The organism is Citreicoccus inhibens (assembly GCF_019039035.1).
Classification (GTDB): Bacteria; Myxococcota; Myxococcia; order Myxococcales; family Myxococcaceae; genus Citreicoccus; species Citreicoccus inhibens.
In genome coordinates this window covers 338,658-364,779 of the sequence record NZ_JAHNZT010000001.1, presented here as the reverse complement: position 1 = coordinate 364,779, position 26,122 = coordinate 338,658, and the positions used below count along the sequence as shown (strand labels likewise).

Here is a 26,122-nt window from a genome sequence, read left to right as displayed (position 1 = left end):
GGCCCGCGCCCCATGGCCATGCCAAGCGCGAAGCGGGGCCTCCTGCTCATCAACCTGGGGACGCCTGACGCGCCCGAGTCCGGGCCGGTGCGGCGCTACCTGCGCGAGTTCTTGAGCGACCCGCGCGTGGTGGACATCCACCCGGTGGGACGCTGGTTGCTCCTCAATCTCTTCATCCTGCCGTTCCGCCCCGCCAGGAGCGCGGAGGCCTATCGCAAGGTGTGGATGCCCGAGGGCTCGCCGCTGCTCGTGCACAGCAAGGCGCTGACCGCCGCGGTGGCCGAGCAGCTGAAGGGCGAGTACGAGGTGGCGCTCGCCATGCGCTATGGCAATCCCTCGCTGCCGGACGCGGTGGCGGCGCTGCGCGAGCGCGGGGTGACGGACTTCACGGTGCTGCCGCTGTACCCGCAGGAGGCCACGTCGTCGTCTTCGTCCTCGCTGGCGCGCCTCTACGAGGTGATGACCGAGGGCTGGGACGTCCCCAACGTGCGCGCGGTGCCCGCGTTCTACGACGCGCCGGGCTTCCTCGATGCGTTCGCCACGGTGGCGCGGCCGGTCATCTCCGAGGCCCGCGCGGACCATGTGCTGTTCAGCTTCCACGGGCTGCCCGAGCGGCACATGCGCAAGAGCGATCCCTCCGGGAGCCACTGCCTGGCTTCGTCGGGGTGCTGCGACACGCTCACCGACGTGAACCGCCACTGCTACCGCGCGCAGTGCTACGCGACGGCGCGCATGTTGGCCGAGCGGCTGGGGCTGAAGCCGGAGGGCTACACCGTGTCGTTCCAGTCGCGGCTGGGGCGGACGCCGTGGGTGAAGCCCTACACGGACGAGGTGCTGCCAGAGCTGGCCGGGCGCGGCGTGAAGCGGCTCGCGGTGATGTGCCCGGCGTTCGTGGCGGACTGCCTGGAGACGCTGGAGGAAGTGGGCCTGCGCGCGCGCGAGCAGTTCGTCGCGGCGGGAGGAGAGTCGCTGACGCTCGTCCCCTCCCTCAACGCCCACCCCGCCTGGGTGGACGCGGTGGTGCAACTGGTGCGTGAGTCGGACGGCGCTACGGCGCGGCCGGTTGAGCCGCCGCTGGCGGCGGGGTAGCAGGAGCGGCCGGCGCGGCGTCCAGCGCGGTGAGGCGCACCTTCTGCGTGCCCGCCGGGAGCTGCGCGGCGGCGCGCGCGGGGCCCTTCGTCACGGTGGCGAAGGTGCCCTCCCACGTGCGCCAGTGCCCCGCCTTCACCAGGAACTCGCCACGGGCGGTGACCTTCACGTCCACCGCCACGTCCTGTGAGCCCGCGGTCTTCTTGCCCTCGTCGGAGCCGGGGCGTGCGTCGGGGGGCTTGTACCCGGGCGGGACGATGCCGGAGAGCTGCTCGCCCAGGTCGTACTCGATGACGGCCACCTGCTCGCCGTTCTCCGCGGGCGTCAGCGCGGTCAGCTTCACGCGGTTGTGGCGCTCGCCCGCGCTGCGGTGGAAGTCGCGGCCGAAGACGTCGGGGACCACCAGCTCGGTGGCCAGCGACCACGTGTCGCCCACGCGGACCGCGTCGCGCGGCAGCTCCAGCAGCAGCGTCGCGGTGTTGCGCGTGGCGCCCTGGAGCCCCTCCAGCACGAAGCCGCGGTCGCTCAGGCTGGCCTCATCCGGCGCGCCGCTCGCGGGCGTGATGCGCAGCAGCGCGTCTCCGCTGCTCGTGCGCTCCAGCAGATAGGTCAGCTCGGTGGGCGTCATCAGCGGCGCGGGCTCGGGGGCCTCGGCCTTGGCCTTGGGGTCGCGGCCCTTCTTCTTGTCGGCGCGCGAGGGCGGCGCGGCGGGCTCGGAGGCGGGGGCGGCGGCCTCCGGCGTGAACGACAGGCGGAAGGCTCGGGGCTCGCCCTTGGCCAGCTTCCAGCGCAGCAGCACGGCGCCCTCGGCGGGGACGACCTCCGCTGCTGCGGGCTTCGCCGCGGGAGCGGCCGTGGCGCCCGCGGGCGTGGGGGGATGGGCAATCGGCTCCATCTTCCCGCGAGGCTCTTCCTTGCAGGCGGTGAGCGCGAGGGCGACGACCAATCCAGACAAGCTTCGCTTCACGTGGGGACGCTCCTGAGCACCGGCGCGGGATATCGAGGGCCCCACGGGAGTTCAAGCCGGCGAGTGGCCGTGTCATGCATTGACGCGGGGCGACGCGGCCGTTTCGTGCGATGGTTCGGGCTCCAAGCGTTGCCCTCTTGCGGCTCATCCCGGCAGGCCGAAGCGAGCGTGTACTTCAATACTTTCAAGGCATTCCAGAGGGCGGGGGACTTCATTTGCGGGCACTTTTGTCGCGTCCTACGGTCTGCCCGCGAAAGCCGAGAGGATCATGACTGTCGAGTACAAGCTCACGATTCGGACGAGCACACGGTGGGGGGCGGGGACGGACGGGACCATCTGCGTGGTCCTGGTGGGGACAGGGGGAGAGAGCGCGTCGCACGTCCTGGACCGGCGCTTTCACAATGACTTCGAGGCGGGTTCGGAGGAGGTCTATTCGGTCTCGGACCGTGACGTGGGGGAGTTGCTGCTGCTGCGGTTGAGCAACTCGGGAGGCGTGGCGGGAGACTGGCTGCTCGACACGGTCCAGGTGTCCTCGGGGGAGCGGCGATGGCACTTCCCCTTCTTCCGCTGGATTCTCAGCGGCACCCACGCGGAGGTGCTGGAGGGAACGGCGAGGCTCCCGCAGCACGCGCGCAGCGAGCGCGAGGCGTCCGCGCGGTTGGAGCAGCTCCAGGTCCGGCACCGGATGTATGGCTGGCGTTCGCCCGAGGCCACGCAGGGGTTGCCCGGCGCGCTCGACCTCGGCGAGGCGAGGCCGCTGCCGAAGGATGAGCTCTACCGGGGCCTGCGTGATGGCAGCTACGAGGTGGTCATCGCCAAGACGCTGGCGGCCATCCAGTTGCATCTGCCCATGCTGGCGAGCGCGTGGAATGGGCTGGTGGACATCTTCGATTTCTTCAAGGGAATCGAATTGCCTCAGCTGTCGCACCGCTGGAAGGACGACCACGAGTTCGCGCGGCAGGCCGTCCAGGGCATCAATCCCATCCATGTCACGCTCGTGCGTGCGTTGCCCGAGGGGATGCCGCTGACGGACGCGGACCTCCGAGGGCTCTTGTCCCCGGGGCTGACGCTGGCGGGTGCGTTCGAGGCCCAGCGCGTCTTCTTGATCGACTTCGAGATCCTCGAGGACATTCCGATGTTCCGGAAGGTGGGGAAGGGGGGCGAGGAGGAGCGCCGCTGGGCGCCTGCTGCTCGGTGTCTGTTGTTCTTGGACGACAGCCAGCGATTGCGGCCCCTCGCCATCCAGTTGGGGCGCGACGCGGCACAGGACCCGGTCTTCACCCCGAACGATGGGGAGTACGACTGGCTGGCCGCGAAAATCTACGTGCGATGCAGCGAGGGCAACACGCACCAGATGGTGTCGCACGCGCTGCGGACCCACTTCATCGCCGAGCCCTTCGTCCTGGCGACGATGCGCAACCTGCCGGACCCGCATCCCGTCTACAAATTGTTGCGTCGGCACTTCCGCTACACGCTCGCCATCAACGACGGCGCGCGCAAGGGCCTGCTGGCCGAGGGCGCGGTGTTCGACGACTTCATCGCCACGGGCGGCCCGGACAAGGGACACCTCCAGTTGGGCAAGAAGGGCTTCGCGCGCTGGACCCTGCGGGACAACCAGCCGCGACGCGACCTGGCCCGGCGCGGGGTGTTGGACCCCTCGGTGCTGCCGGACTATCCCTATCGCGACGAGGCGCTCCCCCTGTGGGATGCGCTGGAGGAGTACGTGGGCGGAGTCCTGCGGCACTTCTACGCGACCGACGCGGACCTCGTGGCTGATGGGGAGATGCAGCACTGGTGGGAGGACCTCACCACGCATGGCCTCCCCGTGGACAAGTTGCCCTGTGTAACGCTGCGCCGCGTGGACGACCTGGTGGAGATTCTCACCACCGTCCTGTTCTCGGTGAGCGTGCAGCACGCCGCGGTGAACTATCTCCAGTACGAGCACTACGCCTTCGTGCCCAACGCTCCGCTGTGCCTGCGCCGCGCGCCGCCTCGCGAGAAGGGGAAGCTGGGGCCGGCGGACATCGCCGCGATGATTCCGACCAAATCCCAGACGCTGTGGCAGGTGGCCATTGGCCGGGCGCTCTCCAGCTTCGGGGATGACGAGGAGTACCTGCTCCACACCGGGGGCTGGCACGAGGAGTACTTCCACGAGCCCGCGCTGCACGCCATTCGCGAGCGCTTCCATGCGCGTCTGGCCGCTCAGCTCGAGTCGTTGAAGGCGCGCAACGCCCAGCGCGACGTGCCGTACACCGTCCTGCAACCCGACCGGATTCCCTGCGGCATCACCGTCTGAGACGCCCTGGAGGCGCCTTGCCGAACCTGTTCTCTCGTGGCGTGTTCAACCTGTTCTTCGGCGCTCGTCGCAAGGCCTTCGCTTCGTTGCCCGGCCCCGCGCCCGGTGTGCTCGGCACGCTGGGGGATTTCCTCGGCGCCACGCCTTGGGATGTCTGCGCGCGCTACGGCCGGGAGTATGGCGGCGTCACGCTCATCTGGATGGGCGCCAGCCCAGGCGTGGTGCTCAACGACCCCTCGCTCATCGAAGAGGTGATGGAGACGCGCCGGCTGGAGTTCGAGAAGGGCGCCATCAGCGATCAGGTCCGCCCGACCGTGACGGACGACACGGTGTTCATCGCGAAGCAGAGCGAGGACTGGGCCGAGAAGCGCCGGGGCGACCCGCTGGAGCAGCCGTGGTCTCCCGAGTGGCTGGCGGCGCAGGTGGGGCCCATGCAGGCCACGGTCGCGCAGGCCGTGGAGCACCTGTTCGCGGCGGGCCCCGTGGACCTGACGCCCGTGCTGCGGCGACTGACGTTCGACACCTTCGCGACCGTCGTGGTGGGCGAGGCGCTGCCCGACTCGGCCTATGACGACTTCATGTTGATGGCGAAGGGGGCGGACGCGCGCATCCAGGCGAAGCTGCCCTTGCGGTTCGTCTCCCTGCCCAAGGGCTTCGAGCGGGCGCGTGAGCGGTTCTATGGCCTGTTCGCGCAGAAGGTCCGCGCCGCGCGGGCGAAGCCCAACCCCCACGGGGTGGACCTGTTGTCGTGGACGCTGCGCCAGATGCCGGACCTGCCCGAGCAGCGGCTGGCGCACCTCTTGGGGACGTTCTTCTACGGGGGCGTGTTCTCCTCGAGCACGACCCTGGTGGGCGCGTTCCACCAGCTCCAGAGGTTCCCTGACGCGGAGGCTCGCCTCGCGGCCGAAGCCGCCGCACTGGGGGAGGGCCCGTGGACCTTCGAGTCGCTCCGGCAGGCGCCCTGGGCGGAGGCGGTGGCGTACGAGTCCATGCGCCTGTTGCCCGCGGTCCGGGTCTTCACGCGCACGCCCGCGGCGGACGCGAAGCTGGCGGGCGTGACGCTGCCGGCGGGCGCGATGATCATGATCTCCAACCAGCACCTGCACCGAGACCCGACGCATTGGGTCCGCGCCGAGGAGTTCGTCCCCGAGCGGTGGCTCGGCGGCGGCGTGGCGAGGGACCCGCTGGGGAGCGGCTACTTCTTCCCCTTCGGGCGGGGTCCTCGCGCATGCGTGGGAGGGGCCTTCGCCGTGGTGTATCTCCAGACGGCGCTGGCGACCATCGCGGCGCGGGCGAGGGTGCAAGTGGACTCCACGGCGCCCTTCGAGGAGGGATTCTTCTTCGGGGTCGTTCTTCCCAAGGGCGTCATCGGTAGACTGCAGGCGCGGCCCCCGCAGTCCCTCCAACCCCCTGGCGACACCCCCGCAGTGGAATCCGCATGACCCTGTTCCGGCATCCCCGAGACCGCATCCCTGTCCTGCTGTTCTTCTGTGCCTTCGCGTTGGACGTGACCGTCTATCTCCAGTCGCGGAGCTGGTGGTTCCCCATCCTGTGGCTCGCCCTGTGGGTGATTCCGAAGGGGTGGATCAGCGCGTGGAACCACCACCACCAGCACGTCCCGATGTTCCGGCACACGCTGCCGAATCGGGTCCTGGAGGTGGTGTTTGCCTTTCAGACCGGGGTGACGTCCCACGCGTGGTTCCTGCACCACGTGCTGGGCCACCACCGCAACTACCTGGACCAGGAGAAGGACGAGTCCCGCTGGAAGCGCAAGGACGGCACCACGATGGGTGAGCTGGAGTACTCGTTCATCACGGCGCTGGTCGCGTATCCGCGCGCCTTCAAGGTGGGCCTGGAGCACCCGCGCATCCTGCGCACCTTCACGGGCATGGCCGTGTTGCAGGTGGTGCTGCTGGGCGCGCTGTTCTGGCATGACTGGTACAACGCGCTCTGGGTGTTCCTGCTGCCCATGTGCGCGTCTCTGTTTGTCACGGTGTGGGCCACGTATTTCCATCACACGGGCCTGGAGGCGACCGAGCACACGCAGGCGTCCTTCAACATCCTGCACAAGGGCTACAACCTGCTGACAGGCAACCTGGGCTATCACACCGCGCACCATGCGAAGCATGGCCTGCACTGGTCGCAGCTCCCGGAGTTGCACGCGCAGCTCGAGAAGGACATCCCCGCCACGCATTACCGTCAGCCGGGCATTCCTTTCGTGTGGACCAACACGGAGGCTCAAATCGAGCCTACCGCCGAGGCCGTGGTCTCCTGACGCTCCGCGGGGCATCGGGGGCGGGGCCATGTTTCGGTCCCGCCTCCTCCCGGCGCGTCAGGCATTGGGTCGGGTTGGACTGGGTCTTCCGCGCGCCGGCAGCTTCCTGGCAGGACGCACCTGTGTCCCATTGAGACGCAAGCGGGGCGACTCCTGGGTTCAGGGCTTGGGCGCGGGGTCTGTGTTGTCTTCTGGACAAATGGTGGCGTGTCTCTTGCTCCAGGGCTTGCGCGGTGGCCGGTCTCGGCCACGACAACCCGCATGGCAGGAGTGGTCGCGATGTCCAAGACGCATTCAGTCCGGCTCGGAATATCGAAGTTCCTCGCGGTATCGGCGGTGCTCACCACGGGATTGCTGTCAGGTCCCGCGCATGCGCAGACAACCCAGACGTTCAACTACACGGGTGGGCTCCAGAGCTTCACGGTGCCCGCGAACGTCTACGCGGTGAACGTGAAGGCCGTGGGCGCTCGCGGCGGCAATGCCTACAACAACGCGGGCGCAGGCGCGGGAGCGCTGCTGTCTGGCACGTTCAACGTGACGCCGGGTGACGCGCTGAGCATCGTGGTGGGTGGACGCGGCGCGGACGGCACGAACGGTGGTGGTGGTGGTGGTTCGTTCGTATGGCGCGGGACGGGCTCTGCGACGGTGTCGTCGCTGATGGTGGCGGCGGGCGGTGGCGGTGGCGCGGGCTGCAATGGCTTCAATGGCTGGGGCGCCGCGCTGAGCACCACGGGGAACGCGGGTAATGGCAGCCCGGGAGCGGCGGGTGGCGCCAACGCGGGCGGTGGCTCGGGTGGTGCGGCGGGCTTCCACGGCGGCGGCGGCGGCGGCGCGGGCCTGACTCAGTCGGGCGGGACGGGCGCCGGTGGCGCGGGCTCGGGCGGTGGCGGCGGTGGCCTCGCCATCAGCTCGGGCGGTAGCGGTGGCACGGGCACGCTCAATGGCAACGGTGGTTATGGCGGCGGTGGCGGCGCGGCTGGCGCGGCCGGCGGTGCGGGTGGCTACAGCGGTGGTGGCGCTGGTGGCGCGTCCAGCAACTGCGGCGGTGGTGGTGGTGGCGGCTCGTACAACGCGGGCAGCAGTCCGAACAATCAAGCCGACCAGGGCACGGGCAACGGCGTGGTGGTGCTCACCTATGTTCAGATGATGCCCATCACCCAGACGTTCAACTACACGGGTGGGCTCCAGAGCTTCACGGTGCCCGCGAACGTCTACGCGGTGAACGTGAAGGCCGTGGGGGCGCGCGGCGGCAATGCCTACAACAACGCGGGCGCAGGCGCGGGAGCGCTGCTGTCTGGCACGTTCAACGTGACGCCGGGTGACGCGCTGAGCATCGTGGTGGGTGGACGCGGCGCGGACGGCACGAACGGTGGTGGTGGTGGTGGTTCGTTCGTATGGCGCGGGACGGGCTCTGCGACGGTGTCGTCGCTGATGGTGGCGGCGGGCGGTGGCGGTGGCGCGGGCTGCAATGGCTTCAATGGCTGGGGCGCCGCGCTGAGCACTACGGGGAACGCGGGTAATGGCAGCCCGGGAGCGGCGGGTGGCGCCAACGCGGGTGGTGGCTCGGGTGGTGCGGCGGGCTTCCACGGCGGTGGTGGTGGCGGCGCCGGCCTGACTCAGTCGGGCGGGACGGGCGCCGGTGGCGCGGGCTCGGGCGGTGGCGGCGGTGGCCTCGCCATCAGCTCGGGCGGTAGCGGTGGCACGGGCACGCTCAATGGCAACGGTGGTTATGGCGGCGGTGGCGGCGCGGCTGGCGCGGCCGGCGGCGCGGGTGGCTACAGCGGTGGTGGCGCTGGTGGCGCGTCCAGCAACTGCGGCGGTGGTGGTGGTGGCGGCTCGTACAACGCGGGCAGCAGTCCGAACAATCAGGCGGATCAGGGGACCGGCAACGGCGTGGTGACGATCTCCTATCTCCAGCCCGTCTAAATCGCCTGGCATTGCTTGGGCAGGCGCCGCGTGTCACCGCGCGGCGCCTGTCCTGGTGTGAACGAATCCAAGCCGGTCACGGTCGCGTCGAGCCGCGCAGGAGTCGCGGTGGCGACGTCGTCGCCCGCGTCAGCGGAGGCCCTGGTCCTCCACGATGAGCTTCCAAGGCGCGTCTCGCGTGGTCTGGCTCAGAGGCCAGATGCGGAGGTAGTAGGTGCCGGAGCTCTTGCACAGATAGGTCAGCTCCATTCCGACGCCCGGTTTGAATACGCCGCTCTCCACGGAACCCTCCGCCACGGGAGTGCTCGCGGCGTCCAACAGGACCGCGTTGATGACGCCCGTGCCTTCAGTTCCGCGCATGGAATAGAAGTGACCCGCGAGCGCGCTGAAGGCGAAGAAATCCTGGTCACCGTGGGTGTCCATTCGGAACGAGGCAGGGGTGCCCACGCTCACGGGCGTCGCGGTCGCGATGGAGTCGCCGTGGTCGTCCGCGACATCCCGGAGCTGACACGAGAGCCCGGGGCCCGGCGTCAAGCCGCTGATGGACACGAGATAGTCCGCGTTGCTCTTGGCCAGGAAGGAGACCTGGGTGGGGATGCCCATGTTGACGGTCGTCCAGTCATAGGCGACCTCGGATGTCCCCCTCAGCTCCACGCCTCCTCTGAAATGATCCGCGGGCGTGGTGCAGCTGAGAATGTATCCGTGCCCCGCGATCGCGTGGATGAGCAGGACATCCACATCGCCCAGCTCCAGTGCGCTCACGGAGACCGGGGTCGAGTCGGACTGGATGACCGTGGCGGTCGCTGGGGTGTCGCCATGGTCGTCGATGCCCACGTCTTCCAAGCGATAGGAATACGCGCCCGCGGGGGGCTGTGAGGGCCCCGGCTTCGCTTCCAGGAACCAGCGGCCCGGAGCCACCTTGAAAGTCAGGGCCGCTCCGCTGGCCATGTTGTCCGCCTGCTGTTCGCCCGCGCTGTTGAGCAGTCGGATGGCGCAGGTCGCCGTGCCGGGGCCGCTGCACGAGAATCGATAGACATGCTGGGATTCGGTGACGATGGAATAGACATCCACGTCAATGCCCTGGCTGGAATCGAAGTCACCGGAATGTGCGCCACCGACAGCCAACGGCGTCGCGGTCGACGGCGTTCCGCCAACGTCTCCCTTGGGCATCAACTCGGCATGCGTGCAGTCCAGCCCCGCGGCCTGGTCATCGGCGCCGCATTCGCAGGTGGCCAGTCCTGCATTGCTCACACAGCGCCCGACGGAGCAGGCGAAGTCGGCACAGGCGCCCTCGTCAACGTGGCCACAGCCTCCGACCACCACGAGAGAGAACACAACGAGACCCCAGAGCCAGCGGGTCGAGAGGGGAGTCGTCATGAAGGGAGATCCTCGGTTCGATGGGGCGGGAGAAGCCCCGTCATAGTGCAGCGCCATACGCGGCAACACCTTCATTCTCGGGTTTCTCCGCGGGTGCTTGTTGTCTGTCTTGCAGCCCCACACAGGCCGAAGACGCGGTGTCTCCCTCTGATCTCCGCGTGGGTGTGCGTCCGTCCTACGCGCTCGTGGTTGGACTTACCGCAGGGGCTCAAGGAACCCGATGGGTATGTCTTGCAGGGTGGGTTCGATCGCCACCTCGTGGGCGCGCTGTGGGGCGGGTTGTTCAGCACGCTCGCCATGGGGCGCTACGACACGCTTCAGGTGCGGCTCGGCAAGGGCTTGGGTACGGAGTCCATCCGCGCCCGCGCGTTCCATTTCTGGTTCTTCATGGGCGCGCGGTTCCGCCTGCGCTCCTGAGCGGGCGCTTCAGTGCGAGGGCGTCGGGTCTCGCGGCGCGGCGGCCCGGGCGAGCCGGTCTCTGACCGCGAGCCCCAGGCCTTGCGCCTGAGGCAGACACGCGACCAACACGTCGTGCCCCTGCGCATCGGCCTCGCGCAGACGCGCATAGAGCACGCGCGCCGCGTCGCCTGCGTCCTGGGGCACGTCGAAGCGCGCGACCTCGGGCGGCAACACGAGGTGCGCGGGGCCCAGGACGCCCACGTTCAAGCCGCGCGCTCGCAGCTCGCGCACGCGCTCGGCGGCCTCGGCTGGCTCCGCCAACACCACGCCCGCGCGCGGCGCGTAGTGTGAAGCCAACGAACCGGACACGCGGACTGTCGACGATGTGCGCACCGGGACTTCTCTTCCGAGCACCCGCTCCACGTCCTCCGTGGCCAGTCCGCCCGGCCTCAAGATGGCAGGGGCTCCGGTGCTCAGGTCGACGATGGTGGACTCCACGCCCACCGTGCTCGGACCTCCGTCGAGCACGAGGTCCACGTCGCTCCCCAGGTCCTGGCGGACATGCTCGGCCGTGGTGGGGCTCACCTTGCCGAAGCGATTGGCGCTCGGCGCGGCCAGTCCACCCCCGAGCCGACGCAGCACCTCCAGCGCCACGGGGTGCCCAGGCACGCGCAGCGCCACCGTGTCCTGCCCTCCCGTGACGGCATCTGTGGCTCGCGTTGTCCGCCGCAGCACCAACGTCAACGGTCCGGGCCAGAAGGCCTCGGCCAGTCGTCGCGCCTCGGCGGGCACTTCGCGGGCCCAGGCTTCGAGGTGCTCCGCGCCCGCGAGGTGGACGATGAGGGGGTGCGTGGCGGGCCGGCCTTTGATGGCGAAGACGCGGCGCACGGCCAGCTCGTCCTCGGCGTTGGCCGCCAGGCCGTACACGGTCTCTGTTGGCAGGGCGATGACCCCGCCGCCTCGCAGCAATTCCACTGCACGGTCGAGCTGATCCGGATTAAGCATTCGCGGTCGCAATCTCGCCTCGGGAGGGCACATGGGCAAGTCGCACGTCTTCAGGGCGCGCAGCCCGATGCCGGTTCCAGCGTCCGACCTGTTCCGCTGGCACGCTCGGGAGGGGGCCTTCGAGCGGCTGGTCCCTCCCTGGGACCCGGTCCAGGTCGTGGAGCGCTCGGGCGAGGGCATCCAGACCGGCGCCCGCCTCGCCATCGCGCTGCGCGTGGGACCGCTGCGCTCCCGGCTCTCCGCCGAGCACACCGCCTACGAAGAGGGCGTGCTGTTCCAGGACACGCAGCGGTCCGGGCCGTTCCGCCGCTGGGTCCACACGCACCACATGCGCCCCGGTCCCTCCTCGGGCTCCTCCGTCCTGGAGGACGAGGTGGAGTACGAGCTGCCCCTCGGTGCCTTGGGAAGCGCCGTGGCGGGCGCGCCCGTGCGGCGGCGGCTGGAGCACACGTTCGCGTATCGCCACGCGGTCACCTTCGCGGACCTGAAGCGCCATGCCGCGTTCGCCGCGAGGGGGCCGCTCACGGTGGCCATCTCGGGGGCGTCGGGGCTCGTGGGCTCGGCGCTCGGACCGTTCCTCACCACGGGTGGGCACCGCGTGAAGCGGCTGGTGCGCGGTCCGGCGGATGCCTTGCGCGGGGAGATTTCCTGGGCACCGCAGCGTGGGGAGCTGGATGCTCGGGCGCTGGAGGGCGTGGACGCCGTGGTGCACCTGGCGGGCGCGAACGTCGCGGGGCACCGCTGGACGCCGGAGTATCGGGACCTCATCCTCAAGAGCCGCACCGAGGGCACGCGCGTGCTCTGCGAGGCGCTGGCGAAGCTGGAGCGCAAGCCGCGCGTGGTGGTGAGTGCCTCGGCCATTGGCTACTTCGGTGACCGAGGCGACGAGGTGCTCACCGAAGCCTCCGGGGCCGGCACGGGCTTCCTGTCCCAGGTGTGCCGCGAGTGGGAGGCAGCCACCGCGCCCGCCGAGGACGCCGGCATCCGCGTGGTGCACGCGCGCTTGGGCGTGGTGCTGGACGCTCGCGAGGGAGCGCTCGCGAAGATGCTCCCCGCGTTCCTCGCGGGGGGCGGAGGCCCCATGGGCTCGGGGCGCCAGTGGATGAGCTGGGTGTCCCTGGAGGACGTCCTCGGGCTGCTCCACTTCGCGATGATGACGCCGGACGTGCGAGGCGCCCTCCATGTCGTGTCGCCGGGCGCGGTGCGGCAGGCGGAGCTGGCGCGGACGCTGGGGCGGGTGCTTCATCGCCCGGCCTTCCTGCCCATGCCCGCCGCGGTCATCCGGACCCTCTTCGGGCAGATGGGCGAGGAGGCGCTCCTGTCCGGAGCCCACGCCGTCCCCGAGGCCGCGCTGCGCCATGGGTACGCCTTCACCTTTCCGGAGCTGGAGGGGGCCCTGCGTTTCACGCTCGGCCGGACGCGCGCGGGGCCGGAATACCCGCACTCCTGAGGGGTTGGCGGGCGGCGCTCGGACGGGGGCGGTCCGTCGGCTTGACAGTCTTCAGCCGGGGCGCCAGAAAAACGCCGCTTTCCCCCTCAGTGCGAGGACTCCTGATGATCCAGGTCGAAGGGCTGACCAAGTACTACGGTGAGCACGCGGCCATCCGGGACCTGGCCTTCACCATCGGACAGGGTGAGGTCATTGGTTTCCTGGGGCTGAATGGCGCGGGCAAGTCGACGACGCTGAAGGTCCTGGGCTGTGTGTTGTTGCCCACGTCGGGCCGCGTGGTCATCGACGGGCATGACGTGGTGGGCAATCCGCACGAGGTCCGCCAGCGCATGGGCTACTTGCCGGACGTGCCGCCGCTCTACGACGAGATGACGGTGGGCGAGTACCTGTCCTATGTCGCGCAGCTTCGCGGCGTGGCGGCGAAGGCCACCTCCGCGCGCGTGGCGGAGGCAGAGGAGAAGACAGACCTGCGCGACGTGCATGGCGAGCTCATCTCCACGCTGAGCCATGGCTTCCGCCAGCGCGTGGGCGTGGCGCAGGCCCTGGTGCACAAGCCCGCGCTGCTCATCCTCGACGAGCCGACGAGCGGGTTGGATCCGCGGCAGATCGTGGAGATGCGCCGAGTCATCCGCGGCCTGCGCGGCGAGCACACGGTGCTGGTGTCCAGCCACATCCTCCCCGAGATTTCCCAGACGTGTGACCGGCTGCTCATCATCCACCAGGGCACGCTGGTGGCGCAGGGGACCGAGGATGAGTTGGCCCGGCGCATGGGCGGCGGCGGGAGCATCGAGGTGGAGCTGCGCGGCGACCGCGCGCGCGCCGTGGCGGTGCTTCAAGAGTTCGGCGCGGTGGAGGTGGAGCGCGCCAGCGAGGACATGGTGGCGCTGAAGCTGCGGGCCTCTCCGGACCTGCGTCCGCGCGTGGCCCAGGCGTTGGTGGGAGCGGGGCTCGAGCTGCTGCGCCTGGACCAGGGCGCGGGCCAGCTGGAGTCCATCTTCCTGGGACTGACGCACGGTCAGGAGGCGCGGGCGTGAAGGCCTGGTTGATTGCGCGCCGCGAGCTCGCGGGCTACCTGCGCACGTGGAGTGGCTACATCATCCTCGCGGTCATCCTCGCGTTGAACGGGCTGTTCTTCAACGCGTACGCCTTGGGGGGCGCGAGCAAGCGCTCCGCCGAGGTGCTCTCGGGGTTCTTCTATTACTCCAGCGGCTTCACCGTCGTGGCCGCGCTCTTCATCTCCATGCGCCTGTTGGCCGAGGAGCGACAGATGGGGACGCTGCTGCTCCTGTACTCATCGCCGGTGAAGGACCGAGACATCGTGCTGGGCAAGTTCCTCGCGGGGCTCGCCTTCCTGGCGCTCTACATCCTCTGCACCGCGTACATGCCGCTGCTCATCCTCGTGAACGGCAAGGTGTCGCTGGGGCACGTGTCCGCCGGCTATCTGGGCCTGCTGTTGCTGGGCAGCGCGTCGCTCGCGGTGGGGACGTTTGGCTCCGCGCTGTCTCGCAACCAGCTCATGGCGGCCATCACGTCCGCGGTGATGCTGGTGGCGCTCATCCTCTGCTGGCTGGTGGCGCGCATCACCGAGCAGCCGCTGTCGGAGGTCTTCAGCGCCTTGTCGCTCTGGAATCAGCACTTCCCCCCGTTCCAGTCCGGGCTCATCCACACCCGTGACGTGGCCTACTACCTGGTCGTCACCTACGTGGCGTTGTTCGCGGCCACGCGGGTGGTCGAGGCGCGGAGGTGGCGATGAGCGCGCGCACGCCATCCTCGGGTCTGCCCGTGACGTGGGCGTATGTGGCGGGGCTGCTGCTCGTCTTCGTGGGCGAGCGCATCGTGGGCGCGGGCTCCGCGCGGTGGGCGCTCTCTGGCGTGGGGGCCGCGCTGGCGCTGGGCGCCGGAGCGTGGCGCTTCGCGCGGCTGCGCGCCGCCCAGGGGGAGCGGCGCACCCTCGAAGGCTGGGTGCTGGGCTTGTATGGCGTGGGGCTCCTGGCGCTGGTGCTCTACTTCCTCCAGTCCGATGCGGGGGGCTTGCTCTTGGGGGAGCCGCTCTCGCGTCACGCGCCGCGTCTGGCCGTGGTGCTGGCCGCGCTCCATCCCGCGCTGGGGGTCTGCGCCTTGGTGCCGCTGGCGCTGGTGGAGGTGGCCGCGGCGGCGCTGGTGCGTGCGCCGGTGCCGGAGACGGGCCGCGTGCGCGGCGCCCTGTTCTCCGGCCTGGGGTTGTCCTTCGTGCTCGTGTTTGCCTTTGCCGCCATGTACGTGGCGACGCAGGCGGACGTCACCTGGGACCTGTCGTACTTCCGCACCGCGCGCCCGGGCGAGGCCACGCGCAAACTGGTGCGCGGCCTCAATGAACCCCTCCAGGTGACGCTGTTCTTCCCACCCGCGAACGATGTGGGCGAGGCGGTGCGGCAGTACTTCCGCGACCTGGCGCCAGAGAGCCCGCAGCTTCAACTGGAGCGTCTGGATCAGGCCGTGGACCCGGCGAAGGCGAAGGCGCTGGGCGTCTTCAGCAACGGCACCGTGGTGCTGGCGCGAGGCGACCGGCGCGAGGCCTTGACGTTGGGGCTGGAGCTGGAGCGCGCGCGGGGCCAGCTCCAGAGGTTGGATCAGGAGGTCCAGCGGCGATTGCTCGCGGTGGCGCGCCCGCGTCGCGTGGCCTACTTCACGGCGGGCCACGGCGAGCGCGCCGACTCACGCCCGGTGCAAGGGGAGACGCCGCGTCCCTCCGTGTCGCAGCTCAAGGAAGTGCTGCGCGCGCAGAACGTGGACGTGCGCCCGCTGTCGGTGGTGGAGGGGCTGGGCTCGGAGGTTCCGCGCGACGCCTCGGTGGTGGCGGTGATGGGCGCGGCGAAGGACTTCATGCCCGAGGAGCTGAAGGCCCTGCGCGACTACTGGGAGCGCGGCGGTCGGCTCTGGTTGGCCCTGGAGCCCGATGGGGCGGACTTCCAGCCGCTGCTGGCGGTGCTGGGGCTGAAGTCCGAGCGCACGCAGCTGGCGAATGAACAGGTGTACTTCCGCACCGCGCAGCAGGTGAGTGACCGGGGCAACCTGGGCACGGCGACCTTCTCGTCGCATCCCTCGGTGTCGTCGCTGTCCGCCTTGGGGGGGCAGGCGCCGGTGGCGATGATGGGCGCGGGCGTTCTGGACCTCCTGTCGCCGCTGCCCGCTGGGCTCCGGGTCGACGTGAGCGTGCGCGCGCACAGCGCCACCTTCGCGGACACCAACGGAGACTTCCTCCCGGATCCGGGTGAGGCGCGGCGTGCGTGGCCGTTGGTGGTGGCGGTGGAGAAGCCCGCCTCGGGCGCGGTGAAGGAGGCGGCGCGCGCCGTGGTGATGGCGGACGCGGACGCGCTGGTCGACGGCGTGCTGGCCAACCGTGGCAATGCGTACCTCGCGGTGGACACGCTGCGCTGGCTCACGGGCGAGGAGGCCCTCTCCGGCGCGACGTCCTCCGAGGAAGACTTGCCGTTGCAGCACACGCGGGACCAGGACGTGGCGTGGTTCTATGTGACGGTCTTCCTGGTGCCCGCGGTGGTGATGGCGGTGGGGTTCGGGGTGACGCGACGTCGAGGGCGGCGTGCCCCGCGCGCGACCGGGACCTCGGCCGGAGGTGCGCGATGAAGGCAGCGGGCGTGGCCCTGCAAGGGGCCCTGGCGGTCGTGGCGCTCGTGGCCGCCTTCTTCGTGTGGCAGCGCGAGCCGGAGGGGTCGCCCGGTGAAGTGACGGTGCTGGACGTGCCCGCGCGCTCGCTCGAACGGCTCCGCTACGAGGACGAGGTTCGCTTCGTGGAGCTGTACCGCGACGCGACCGACCGGGACGCGTTCTGGCTGCGCCTGGGCACCAAGCCTGCCAAGCCCATCGCGGGCCCCGCCGCGGCGGACGGCGGTGTGGCGGCGACTCCGCCCCAGCCGTCGGAGCCGGTGCCGCCGCCGCGCGAGCTGCGGGCCAACGACGTGGCGGTGAAGCTGTTCTCTCGGTTCGCGCCCTTGCACGCGCAGCGTTCGCTCGGAGACCTGGACGCGAAGAAGTTGGAGGAGGTCGGGCTGGCGCACAGCGAGCGCAGGCTGACGCTGACCCTGGGAGGCAAGCCGGAGGTCTTCGCGCTCGCCTCGCCCACGGGGGGCTGGGGCACGCCGTATTTGCGCCGTGAATCGGATGGCCGCGTGTTCCTGCTCGGCCCTTCCCTGTTGCCGGACCTGGACGCGGCGGCCAGCCGGTTGGTGGATCGGCGGCTGCACACGTTCGAGGCGGGCGAGTTCGATCGCGTCGTCGTCACCACGGGCGGCGTGTCGCGCGCCTACCAGGCCTCGGGGATGGCGGGCGGGACGGTGCGGTTGGCGCCGGTGGAGACGCCGGACACGCCCGACGAGTTCGCGCGCAACTGGCATGACCGCGTGTGGCGCCTGGTGCCCTTGGACTTCCTGGGACGCGGCGAGACTCCGACGAACGGAGCGCCGCAGCCACAGTTCCAGGTGACGTATCAGCGCGGCGAGCGAATCCTGGGCGAGCTGACGGTGGCGCGCGCCACGGATGGCACCTACTACGCGCGGACCGAGCACGCGCAGGGCTGGGCCCGTCTGCAAGCAGGCATCGAGCCCTGGGTGGAAGAGGCCGCGAAGGTGAGCGCGGCGGGCGTCCACTGAGCTTGCGCCTCAGTCCTCGCCGAGCCGCCGCTGCACGAAGCTGTAGGGTGGCCAGGGGCCCGTGAGGCGGAACGCATAGGCCTCCGTGCGCAGGGCCAGCGCGCGCACGCGGGCCTCGAAGTTGGCCACCTCGTCGCGGTCCACCAGGAACGACGCGTTGAGGAGCATGTGCTCGCCGAGCGGCGGGTCCTCGCGCAGGGACGCGGCCAGGGGCCGCAGGTCCGTGAGCACCGTGGCCATGTCACGCGTGGCGCGCTCGGACACCGCGGCGTCGAGGCGGTGCGCGTGCGCGCCCTCGGGCTCGGCGGGGTGGCGCGCGAGCGCCGGCGCCTCCACCTCCAACTGACGGGCGAGGTGCTCGCGATGACATCGCACCTTGAGGCCCAGCTCCAGCCGGCCGTGGATCATCTCCAAGGCGCGCGACAGGGGCTCACGTGCCGCGCGCAGCACCTCCCGCACGCGCGCGAGCGAAGGCAACACGGTGCCGAAGGCCACGGGCAAGAGGGAGTGCTCCCTCAGCACGGCCTCGGTGACCCGCTGGTGCACGAGCAAGTGCGTGCGCGTGGGCGCGACGCGCGGGCCCGGTGACTCGGACACCAGCGCCGCCATGCCCGCTTCGTGCACGGTGCGCACCAAGGCCGGAGGCGCGCCCAGCCCGATGCGCCCCAGGTCGAGCGGGGCGCTGGCGCGCAGGATGCCGTAGACGTACTGCGGGCACTCTCCCTGGGCGGCATCCTCCTCGCTTGCGGGGTCGATTCCCATGCGGCGCTCGTGGCTCAGCCGACTTGCACGCGGGCCCGGGTGGCCAGCACTCGCCGGACCTCGTCCACCAGCGCGTCCGGCAGACAGGGCTTGGTGACGAAGGCATCACACCCCGCGCCGCGTGCCTCATCGGACTGGCCCGTCATGGCGTGGCCGGTGAGCGCCACCACGGGAATGGTCTGGGTGCGCGTGTCTTGCTTCAGTCGCCGAGTGGCCTCCCAGCCGTCGATGATGGGCAGCGACAGGTCCATGAGGATGACGTCCGGGAGCAGCTCGAACGCCTTGTCCAGCGCCTCCTGACCGTTCTTCGCCTCGGCCACGCGGAACCCGGAGTACTCGAGGTACTCGGCGTACATCTCGCGCGCGTCCTCGTAGTCGTCGACGACCAGCACGAGGGGTTTGGGGGGAGCGGTGGGGAGGGTCATGTCCGTCTCGCACGTCGGGGGAAGTGCAGGGTGAAGGTCGAGCCGTGGCCCGGAGCGCTCTGGAGGGTGACGCGCCCTCCCAGCATGGTGGCCAGGCGCCGACAGATGGACAGCCCCAGCCCCGTGCCTCCGTAGGCGCGCGTGGGCGAGCTGTCCACCTGCTGAAAGTCCTCGAATATCTTCTCCTGGTACGCAGGGTCGATTCCAATCCCCGTGTCCACCACGGCGATGGAGAACGCGTCCACCTGCGCGGTGTATTCGGCCGTGACTTGCACCGAGCCCTCGTGCGTGAACTTCAGCGCGTTGGACAGCAGGTTGAGGACAATCTGCTTCACCTTCTGCCTGTCGCTGTGCACCGGCAACAGGCCCGCGCCCAGGCGCGTGCCCACCGTCAGGTGACTGCGCGCGATGATGGGGTCCATCTCCGCCGTCACTTCCTGCAGAAGCTCGGGGAGGCCGAAGTCCGACAGGTGCAGTGGCATGCGCCCCGCTTCGATGCGGGTGATGTCGAGAATCTCGTTGATGACCTCCAGCAGGTGCCGCCCGTTGGAATCGATGCGGGTGAGGTTGCGCTTCTGGGAGGAGGACAGGTCGCCCGAGACGCCCTGCAACAGCATGTTGGTGTAGCCGAGGATGGCGTTGAGGGGCGTACGGAACTCGTGCGACATGTTGGCCAGGAACTGCGACTTGGCCGCGCTGGCCTGCTCCAACTGGATGGCCTGCCGGCGCAGCTTCTCGTTCTGCTCGGCCAGCTCCGCGGTGGCCACCTGCACGCGGGCCTCCAACTGCGTGGAGACGTCCTTCAAGCGCTCCAAGAGGCGCGCCTTCTCCAGCGCCTCGGTGCGGTCCTGGAAGAGGGTGACCACGCCGGTCAACTCGCCGCTGTCGCCGAGCACCTTGCTGGCCACCGCCTCCATGGGGAGCGTGGCGCCCGCGGCGGGGTCCACCAGGATGAGCTGCCCGCGGCAGCGCAGCGTGGTGCCGCCTCCCAAGAGGCCGGAGAGGAACGCGGAGAACTGCGCGTCATTGGCGCGCACGCGTCGCTGGGCTGCCTCGCCCGCGTCCGGGGGCAGGGCGAAGAGCTTCTCCGCCGGGTCGTTCATCATCACCGTGGCGCCCGCGGGGTCCGTCAGGATGATGGGGTCCGCCACCGAGTCGAGCACGCGGTCCAACCGATGGCGCTCGCTGCGGGCCTCGCGCTCGGTGGCGCGCAGGCGGCGGTAGCTCTCGCCGAGCGCCTGCGTGGCGCGCCCCAGGTCCGTCACGTTGCGCAGCACGCTCACCATCGCCTCGCGGCCGTCCGGACCGCGCACGGGGGTGCTGACCAACTCGAAGTGCAGGTCCGTGCCCTCCACGGGATCCACCAAGGGCACCTCGCGGCGGCGCACCGCGTCCGCGCCCGCGCCCGCCACCAGCGCCGCGGCGAACACGCGCTGGTTGAGCTGCACGGCGCGGCGGCGACCGGGGCGCGAGTCGGGCGCCACCACGAGCAGCATCTCGGCGCGGGCGTTGGCCAGATGTGGCTGGCCCTCCAGGTCCGTGAGGAGGATGGGGTCCGCCACCGAGTCGATGATGCGGCGCAAGAGCCCGTCCGGCTCCCACAACCGCGCGGGCGGCCCGCCGCCATGGAGCTGGCGCGCGAGCTGCGGCCCCAGGCATGACGCCAACCACGGCACGTCGGGCGGCAGCAGCTCCGTAGGCGAGGCCACCACGAGCAGCCCCACGCTGTGCCCACCCGCGCGCGCCAGCAGGGGCACGGTGAAGAAGCCGCCCTGCGAGGTCGGCAACAGGGCCTGGAGTCCAGGCGCCAGGCCCCGCGTGGCGGCGGGACCCATGGGGACGCTGAGCGCGAACGCGCTGTGCGCCAGGGCATGCACGAGCGCGTCCTGCTGCGCGGGCGGCAGGCCATGTGAGGCGAGGCACAGCGGACCGCCGTCCGGAGAGTCGAGCGACAGACAGGCCACGGGGGACAGGTGGGCCTGATGGACGAGCCACTCCACCGACGCCTCGGCGCACGCCTGCGCGCCATCGCACGTCAACAGCCGCTCGGCGAGCGACAGCCGCGCCGGGGCGTCCGGAGGTGCGGCGGAGGGCAGAGGGGCGGTGGCGGCCACGGCCTTACGCTCCGGGGACCGGGTCGAGCGGGGGGGGGCCTCGAACGTCAGCGGCGGTCGTGTGGCGCGCCTTGTCGCACGGCGCTTCCTCGGCGCGCGCGGTGGAGGTGGGCTCCCACGAGGCTCCCGGGTCGAGCCGCAGCCCCCGGTCCAGCACGCGATCCAGCACGTCAACGAGGCTGGCGCTTCCGGTGGTTCGTTCCACGGCCATCCGTGTGCGCTCCTGGGCTCCCGGGGGGCGCGGACCCGGCCCGTCACTCTTCTAGCGCGAGGGACTCCGCCGCCCCAGAGCGGCCCGTGCGCCTGCCGCGACTTGCGAACACCGTGGGCTCGCCACTGTTGGCTCTCGCACACGCCCGGCGCGCCGCGCGTGGACGGGATTTCATTGGCCCCATGTCGAGGCGAGGGCAGCATGGGGTGTCCATGCCTCGTCCTGCGAAGTCGTCTTCCGTCCCGCTCCTCCCCGATGCCTGGTCTCCCGCCGCTCGCCGCGCGCTCGTGAAGGCGGATCCTGTGATGGGGGCCTTGATGAAGAAGGTGGGCCCGCTGCGGTTGGAGCTCACGCCGCTGCACAGCCCCTTCGAGGCGCTCGCGCGCGCCATCGTCTACCAGCAGCTCCATGCTCGCGCCGCGTCCACCATCTTCGGTCGCGTCTGCGAGCGCGTGGGCCACGGCAAGGCCTTCACGCCCGCGAAGGTGCTGGCCACGCCGGAGACCGCGCTGCGCGAGGCGGGCTTGTCCGCCAACAAGCTGGCCGCGCTGTTGGACCTGGCGCGCAAGACCGAGGACGGCACGGTGCCGCCCCTGGCCCGCGTGCGGCGCATGCCCGACGCGGACCTCGTGGACCACTTCACCCAGGTGCGCGGCATTGGCCCGTGGACGGTGGAGATGCTGCTCATCTTCCGGCTGGGCCGCCCGGACGTGCTGCCGGTGGATGACTACGGCGTGCGCAAGGGCTTCATGCTCGCGTACCAGCAGGACGAGATGCCGCGTCCCAAGGCCCTGCTGGAGTTCGGCGAGCGGTGGCGTCCGTGGCGCACCGTGGCGAGCTGGTACCTCTGGCGCGCCACGGAGCTGCCTCCGGAGTCCTTCAAGTGAGGCGAGGGCTCAGTCGGAGGCCGTCGTCACGCGCACGAAGCGGATGTAGCGCCGGTCCGTGCTGACCGCCGCGATGACGTAGCCCGCGGCCCAGCCGCCGTCCAACTCGGACACGAAGCTGGAGATGTAGAGGCGGTTGCTGTTGCGGGAGATCTGCGTGATGTACGCCACGGCCCCGTCCACGTCGTCCGCGGTGGGCATCTGCTGGAACAGCACCTGCCCACGCAGCGTGGTGACCAGGTCCGCGAGGGTAATCGGATAGAAGTCGTCCGACTGCTCGTGGGCGCGCGGATACGCCACGGCGAAGTACGCGTCCTTGAGCGTCTCGTTGTTGGCCACGCCCTGGCCGTTGGGGATGTAGCCCTCCGCGATGCGCGAGGCGCCCGCCAGCGGCCCCGACGAGCCGTACAGCGTCGCGGTGCTCGTGGTGACGAGCGTCACGCCCTGCGGCGCCACCGGGCCCGCGTCGTACAGCTCGTAGAAGTCCCCGAGGTACTTGATGGCCGGGCCGTTGATGCCCGTCTTCCACACGGAGTCCGCCAGCTTCGTGCCCAGGTAGGTGTGCTCGGCGGCATCCACCACGTGGTCATCGCTCTGGAACGCGCTCAGCGCCGCCGTCATCTCGGCGCGGGTGATGGAGGTGCCGCCCGGGCTGGCCGCGGTGCGAGCCGTGGCGACCTGCGCCTCGAAGGCCGGCACGGACACGCTAACACCCGCCATGGCCACCGGAGAGGCCAGCAGCACCGCGCTGGCGACGAGAGAACTCAAAGTCTGGCGCTTCATGTCAGGACCTCGTGCTTGCCGAGCCCAGAAGAGCCCGGGAGGGTGGTAATCCACCCCAAGCTCTAGCACGAGATTATTGCGGGAAATCCGTCAAAACTTGGTGCCGGCTCAACCGCTGCTCGGCTGGGGCGCGGGGGCTGGAGTGGGGGCCGGTGGCGCGGAGCGGCGCAGGGGCTCCAGCAGGGCGAGGAAGCCCACGGAGAGCACGAGCCCGAGCATGAAGACGCTCGCGTAGCCCCAGCCGCCGTGGTGGGCATCCGCGAGCCAGCCTCCGAGGAAGCCGGCCACGCCCTTGCCCGCGGTCTCCACGCTGGCCAGCAGCGTGTAGTGCGTGGCGCCGATGAGCGGATCCACGCGAGACATCATGAAGGCGAACATCGCGGTGGTGAGGGCGCCGCCGAAGAACTCCTCGGCCAGGGTGACGGCGATGACGTTCGTGCCGGTGACGCCGGAGTGGGCCAGCAGCCAGCGCCCCGCGAGCGGCACGAGCCTCAGCGTGCCGGTGATGGCCACCGCCTTGAGCAAGGGCACGCGCGACGCGAGCAGACCTCCCGCCACGGAGCCGATGAGCGACGCCGCGATGCCCCACGTTCCCACCAGGAGGCCAATCTGCGCGGGCACGTAGCCCGAGTCGATGAGGAAGGACTTGTAGATGACGTCCGACATCGTCTCGCCGAGCTTGTACGTGAGGACGAAGAGCAGGAGCCAGCCGGTGCCGGGCATGCGCAGGGCATGGACGATTTCGCCGCGCACCTCGCTCCAGGTGCGCTGGGTTCCGGTGGGCACGCTCGTGTTTTTCGGCGGTGGCTCGCGGAAGGCGGCGACCCAGGCGAACACCGCCAGGCACAACCCGGCCATGGCGAGGAAGAGGCCGGACCAGCCGATGTGCGCGCTCGCCCAGACGAGCAGCCCGCCACCGGTCATCATCCCCAGCTTGTAGCCCACCACCTGCGCGGCGTTGCCGAGCCCCAGTTCCTCCGGCTCGAGCGTGTCCACCGCGAAGCCGTCCACCGCGATGTCCTGCGTGGCGGCGAAGAGGTTCATGAGGAAGATGCAGCCCAACAGGAGCGGCAACGAGCCCACGTTCATGGCCAGCGACGCGCACACGCAAGCGCCCGCGAGCAGGGCCTGCATGGGGAGGATCCACGACTTCCTGCGGCCGATGCGCTCCGAGTAGTAGCGGTCCACCAGGGGCGCCCACAGCGCCTTGGCCATCCACGGAGACGCCAGGAGCCCGAGAAAGCCAATGGCGGCCAGCGAGGCTCCTCGCGCGCGCAGGTACGTGGGCAACGCGTTGACCTGGAAGCCGAAGGGCAGGCCCTGCACGAAGTACAGCGCGCACAGCAGCCTCAGGCGGGACGAGGGAAGTCGCATGTGTCCCCGCAGCATAGAGCCTCTCCCGCCCCATGGCGGTACGGAGGGCGGTACGGGGCCTATACTCGGCCGTTCCCTCCGTGCACGGAGAAGCCCCCATGGCAGAGTCGGTTCCTGGTGCAGGTCACATCGTGGTGACGGTCTCCTCCGAGCACGAGCTGGAGGCGGACCACGTGGATGCCATCGTGGATGTGCGCGCGACCGCGTTCTTCACGGGAGGCGCGGCGCTGACCAACGCGAAGGAGGTGCTCGCGCTGGTGCGCCGGCTGGAGGAGCTGGGCGTCTCGAAGGACGCGTTCTCGCTGGAGGCGGTGCACGCGGAGATGAACGAGGGGTTGCTCACCCGTTCGTCCTCGGCGGTGTACACGCTGCGCATCCGCCTGGACGCGCTGGAGCGCGTGGCGGACGTGCTCGGGGCGTTCACGGGATTGAAGCAGGCCACGCTGCGCGAGCTGCGCTGGGGCTACGCACGCGAGACGGAGGCGCGCGAGGCGTGGCTGGAGGAGCTGGCCCGTGCGGCGCTGCGCCAGGCTCGCCGGGTGGCGGACGGCCTGGGCGCGCGACTGGGGGGCACGAGTCGCTTCGCGGAGAAGGTGACGGTGGTGCAGGCCCCGGTCGCTCACGGCGCCTACGACGCTGGCGCCATCAAGTCCCGGAGCTACGGCGGGGGGCGCCCGGACCTGGGCTTCACCGTGGCGCACCGCAAGCGGATGTTGGTGGAGGCCACGGTGGAGTTCCACACGCTGCCCGCCGCGTCCTGAGGGGCGCGGCGGGGTGGGCGCGCCTCAGGGCGTCTTGGTGGGGTGCGCGGCGTAGTGCATCACCATCTGCTCCAGCCGCGAGAGCGCCTTGTCGAGCGTCTCCATGGACGGCCCGAAGGACAGCCGCACGTAGTTGCGGAAGCGCGAGGTCCGCATGCGGCGCTTGCCGGGGTTCACGTCGAAGAACTCGCCGGGGACGGCGATGATCTTCTTCTCCAGCGCGGCGCGGAAGAAGCCCATGCCGTCATTGAGCGGCGCGGGCAGCCCGGACACGTTGCCCCACACATAGAACGTCCCATCCGGGGCGCGGTCCGTGCGGATGCCCAGCCGCTCCAGGCGCGAGTGGAAGTGGTCGCGCTTCTCGCGGAACGCGTTGTGGATGGCGTTCGTCTCGGCCACCACGGTGTCTTCCTGGAGCAGGGGAATGGCCGCGCGCTGGAGGGGGCGGCTGCCACCGCCGTCGAGGAAGCTGCCCGCGCTCGACACGGCCTCGATGACCTGTTTGGGGCCAATCGTCCAGGTCATGCGCCAACCCGGGTATCGCCAGTTCTTGGTGAGGCCGTCGAAGATGACCACGGGGTCGCGGTTGACGTCCTCCACGTAGCGCGCGGCGCTCTCCACCGGCAGGTGGCCAGGGCGACCGGTCCAGATGTAGTGCGAATAGAACTCGTCGATGAGGAGCGTGCAGTCCTGTTCGCGTGCCACGCCGACCCAGCGCGCCATCTCCTCGCCCTGCACCAGCTTGCCGGTGGGGTTGCACGGGTTGGAGAAGAGCAGGGCGGACAGGCCGCGCCCCTGCACCTCGCGCCGCAGGTCCTCGTGGGTGAACGCGTAGCCGCGCTCGCCCTCCAACAGGATGGGGATGGCGGTGAAGGCCTTGAAGACATCCAGCAGCTCTTCATAGGCCGTGTAGTCGGGGAGGAAGTGCCCCAGGTTCACCGAGCCCAGGCTCGCCGCGGCGCGGGTGAGGGCCGCGCGACCACCGCCGGACAGGCACACGTTCTCCGCGCTGTACTGGCTGGGCAAGCCCCGGCGATAGAGCCGGTTGTAGAGCGACGCGATGGCCTCGCGAATCTCCCAGAGGCCCGCCACGGGGGCGTACTCCTGGTCCGCCACGTCCACGGTGACGGTGTGGAGGCGGGGCGGGGCACCAGGCAGGTCGCCGGTCTCAGGCTGTCCCTGCCCCAGGTTGCACCACTCCGGGTCTCCGGACTTGTAGCCGCGGCGGCTGGCCTCGGCGGTGACATAGATGACGCCCGTGCGTGGCACGGAGCGGAAGGCATGAAGGGTCCCGTCGTCGCTCACGGCCGCGCACGCTAGCGGACTTGGGGGCCGGGCGCTGTGACTTCCGCTGGGCCTTCCCCGAGGGGAGGGC

General features: G+C 70.4%; 23 protein-coding genes. 13 read left to right on the top strand and 10 right to left on the bottom strand.

Translation table 11 applies throughout. The features are described from left to right. The first annotated feature begins 12 nt into the window (after window positions 1–12). Complete coding sequence (gene hemH / locus KRR26_RS01415; RefSeq protein ID WP_120205132.1) at window positions 13–1,089, top strand: ferrochelatase; 1,077 nt, start codon at window positions 13–15, stop codon at window positions 1,087–1,089. On the opposite strand, the gene KRR26_RS01410 is transcribed toward hemH, so the two are convergent. Further along, window positions 1,049–2,056 carry a hypothetical protein gene (locus KRR26_RS01410; RefSeq protein WP_217078945.1) on the bottom strand — a complete coding sequence of 336 codons (1,008 nt, stop codon included), beginning with the start codon at window positions 2,054–2,056 and terminating at the stop codon, window positions 1,049–1,051. The genes hemH and KRR26_RS01410 overlap by 41 nt on opposite strands. Window positions 2,057–2,324: 268 nt before the next feature. On the opposite strand from KRR26_RS01410, the gene KRR26_RS01405 reads away from it, so the two are divergent. From KRR26_RS01405 to KRR26_RS01390, 4 genes are all read left to right on the top strand, one after another. Further along, window positions 2,325–4,352 carry a lipoxygenase family protein gene (locus tag KRR26_RS01405; protein ID WP_120205135.1) on the top strand — a complete coding sequence of 676 codons (2,028 nt, stop codon included), beginning with the start codon at window positions 2,325–2,327 and terminating at the stop codon, window positions 4,350–4,352. A gap of 17 nt (window positions 4,353–4,369) precedes the next feature. Beyond that, window positions 4,370–5,794, top strand: coding sequence for a cytochrome P450 (locus tag KRR26_RS01400; RefSeq protein WP_120205136.1), 1,425 nt, complete (start codon window positions 4,370–4,372; stop codon window positions 5,792–5,794). Then, window positions 5,791–6,627: a fatty acid desaturase family protein gene (locus tag KRR26_RS01395; RefSeq protein ID WP_120205138.1), complete on the top strand. Its 837-nt coding sequence runs from the start codon at window positions 5,791–5,793 to the stop codon at window positions 6,625–6,627. Before KRR26_RS01400 ends, KRR26_RS01395 begins: the two co-directional genes overlap by 4 nt. 279 nt (window positions 6,628–6,906) lie before the next feature. Next, window positions 6,907–8,553 carry a hypothetical protein gene (locus KRR26_RS01390; protein ID WP_217079044.1) on the top strand — a complete coding sequence of 549 codons (1,647 nt, stop codon included), beginning with the start codon at window positions 6,907–6,909 and terminating at the stop codon, window positions 8,551–8,553. 129 nt (window positions 8,554–8,682) lie between these two features. On the opposite strand, the gene KRR26_RS01385 is transcribed toward KRR26_RS01390, so the two are convergent. After that, entirely contained in the window at window positions 8,683–9,930 is a 1,248-nt protein-coding gene (locus KRR26_RS01385) for a hypothetical protein (protein WP_217078944.1), read from the bottom strand. Window positions 9,931–10,092: 162 nt separating this feature from the next. On the opposite strand from KRR26_RS01385, the gene KRR26_RS01380 reads away from it, so the two are divergent. Next, window positions 10,093–10,347 (top strand): hypothetical protein, encoded by a 255-nt coding sequence (locus KRR26_RS01380; RefSeq protein ID WP_158611433.1) that lies wholly within the window; start codon window positions 10,093–10,095, stop codon window positions 10,345–10,347. A 9-nt stretch (window positions 10,348–10,356) separates the two neighbouring features. Here the strand turns inward: KRR26_RS01380 and KRR26_RS01375 are convergent, their stop codons facing one another. Beyond that, window positions 10,357–11,334: an L-threonylcarbamoyladenylate synthase gene (locus tag KRR26_RS01375; protein WP_120205143.1), complete on the bottom strand. Its 978-nt coding sequence runs from the start codon at window positions 11,332–11,334 to the stop codon at window positions 10,357–10,359. A 31-nt stretch (window positions 11,335–11,365) separates the two neighbouring features. On the opposite strand from KRR26_RS01375, the gene KRR26_RS01370 reads away from it, so the two are divergent. The 5 genes from KRR26_RS01370 to KRR26_RS01350 all read left to right on the top strand — a co-directional run bounded on the left by KRR26_RS01370 (window position 11,366) and on the right by KRR26_RS01350 (window position 17,430). After that, complete coding sequence (locus KRR26_RS01370; RefSeq protein ID WP_217078943.1) at window positions 11,366–12,784, top strand: TIGR01777 family oxidoreductase; 1,419 nt, start codon at window positions 11,366–11,368, stop codon at window positions 12,782–12,784. 104 nt (window positions 12,785–12,888) lie between these two features. Continuing rightward, window positions 12,889–13,818 (top strand): ABC transporter ATP-binding protein, encoded by a 930-nt coding sequence (locus KRR26_RS01365; RefSeq protein WP_120205147.1) that lies wholly within the window; start codon window positions 12,889–12,891, stop codon window positions 13,816–13,818. Further along, entirely contained in the window at window positions 13,815–14,537 is a 723-nt protein-coding gene (locus KRR26_RS01360) for an ABC transporter permease (RefSeq protein WP_217078942.1), read from the top strand. Before KRR26_RS01365 ends, KRR26_RS01360 begins: the two co-directional genes overlap by 4 nt. Further along, complete coding sequence (locus KRR26_RS01355) at window positions 14,534–16,408, top strand: motility-associated ABC transporter substrate-binding family protein (protein ID WP_217078941.1); 1,875 nt, start codon at window positions 14,534–14,536, stop codon at window positions 16,406–16,408. Before KRR26_RS01360 ends, KRR26_RS01355 begins: the two co-directional genes overlap by 4 nt. Further along, the gene (locus KRR26_RS01350; RefSeq protein WP_217078940.1) at window positions 16,405–17,430 is read left to right on the top strand and encodes a DUF4340 domain-containing protein; all 1,026 of its coding nucleotides are present in this window, start codon (window positions 16,405–16,407) and stop codon (window positions 17,428–17,430) included. The genes KRR26_RS01355 and KRR26_RS01350 overlap by 4 nt, the downstream gene beginning before the upstream one ends. Window positions 17,431–17,439: 9 nt before the next feature. Here the strand turns inward: KRR26_RS01350 and KRR26_RS01345 are convergent, their stop codons facing one another. From KRR26_RS01345 to KRR26_RS01330, 4 genes are read right to left on the bottom strand one after another with little or no spacing between them, the layout of a single operon-like run. Beyond that, the gene (locus KRR26_RS01345; RefSeq protein ID WP_233576816.1) at window positions 17,440–18,192 is read right to left on the bottom strand and encodes a GvpL/GvpF family gas vesicle protein; all 753 of its coding nucleotides are present in this window, start codon (window positions 18,190–18,192) and stop codon (window positions 17,440–17,442) included. Window positions 18,193–18,206: 14 nt separating this feature from the next. Beyond that, window positions 18,207–18,617: a response regulator gene (locus KRR26_RS01340; RefSeq protein WP_120205153.1), complete on the bottom strand. Its 411-nt coding sequence runs from the start codon at window positions 18,615–18,617 to the stop codon at window positions 18,207–18,209. Continuing rightward, window positions 18,614–20,731 carry a PAS domain-containing sensor histidine kinase gene (locus tag KRR26_RS01335; protein ID WP_120205155.1) on the bottom strand — a complete coding sequence of 706 codons (2,118 nt, stop codon included), beginning with the start codon at window positions 20,729–20,731 and terminating at the stop codon, window positions 18,614–18,616. The genes KRR26_RS01340 and KRR26_RS01335 overlap by 4 nt, the downstream gene beginning before the upstream one ends. A gap of 4 nt (window positions 20,732–20,735) precedes the next feature. Beyond that, on the bottom strand, window positions 20,736–20,942 hold the full coding sequence (locus KRR26_RS01330; RefSeq protein WP_120205157.1) for a hypothetical protein: 207 nt from the start codon (window positions 20,940–20,942) through the stop codon (window positions 20,736–20,738). 212 nt (window positions 20,943–21,154) lie between these two features. Between KRR26_RS01330 and KRR26_RS01325 the strand changes: the two genes are divergently transcribed. After that, window positions 21,155–21,829, top strand: coding sequence for a DNA-3-methyladenine glycosylase family protein (locus tag KRR26_RS01325; protein WP_120205159.1), 675 nt, complete (start codon window positions 21,155–21,157; stop codon window positions 21,827–21,829). 9 nt (window positions 21,830–21,838) lie between these two features. Here the strand turns inward: KRR26_RS01325 and KRR26_RS01320 are convergent, their stop codons facing one another. Then, window positions 21,839–22,612, bottom strand: a complete 774-nt coding sequence (locus KRR26_RS01320) for a hypothetical protein (RefSeq protein ID WP_120205161.1) — start codon at window positions 22,610–22,612, stop codon at window positions 21,839–21,841. A 108-nt stretch (window positions 22,613–22,720) separates the two neighbouring features. Then, window positions 22,721–23,986: an MFS transporter gene (locus KRR26_RS01315; RefSeq protein ID WP_120205596.1), complete on the bottom strand. Its 1,266-nt coding sequence runs from the start codon at window positions 23,984–23,986 to the stop codon at window positions 22,721–22,723. A 98-nt stretch (window positions 23,987–24,084) separates the two neighbouring features. Here KRR26_RS01315 and KRR26_RS01310 point away from each other — a divergent pair, with 98 nt between their 5' ends. Next, complete coding sequence (locus KRR26_RS01310) at window positions 24,085–24,747, top strand: SIMPL domain-containing protein (RefSeq protein ID WP_158611434.1); 663 nt, start codon at window positions 24,085–24,087, stop codon at window positions 24,745–24,747. Window positions 24,748–24,771: 24 nt separating this feature from the next. Here the strand turns inward: KRR26_RS01310 and KRR26_RS01305 are convergent, their stop codons facing one another. After that, window positions 24,772–26,052 (bottom strand): pyridoxal phosphate-dependent aminotransferase, encoded by a 1,281-nt coding sequence (locus tag KRR26_RS01305; RefSeq protein WP_120205165.1) that lies wholly within the window; start codon window positions 26,050–26,052, stop codon window positions 24,772–24,774. Between the last annotated feature and the right edge of the window lie 70 nt (window positions 26,053–26,122).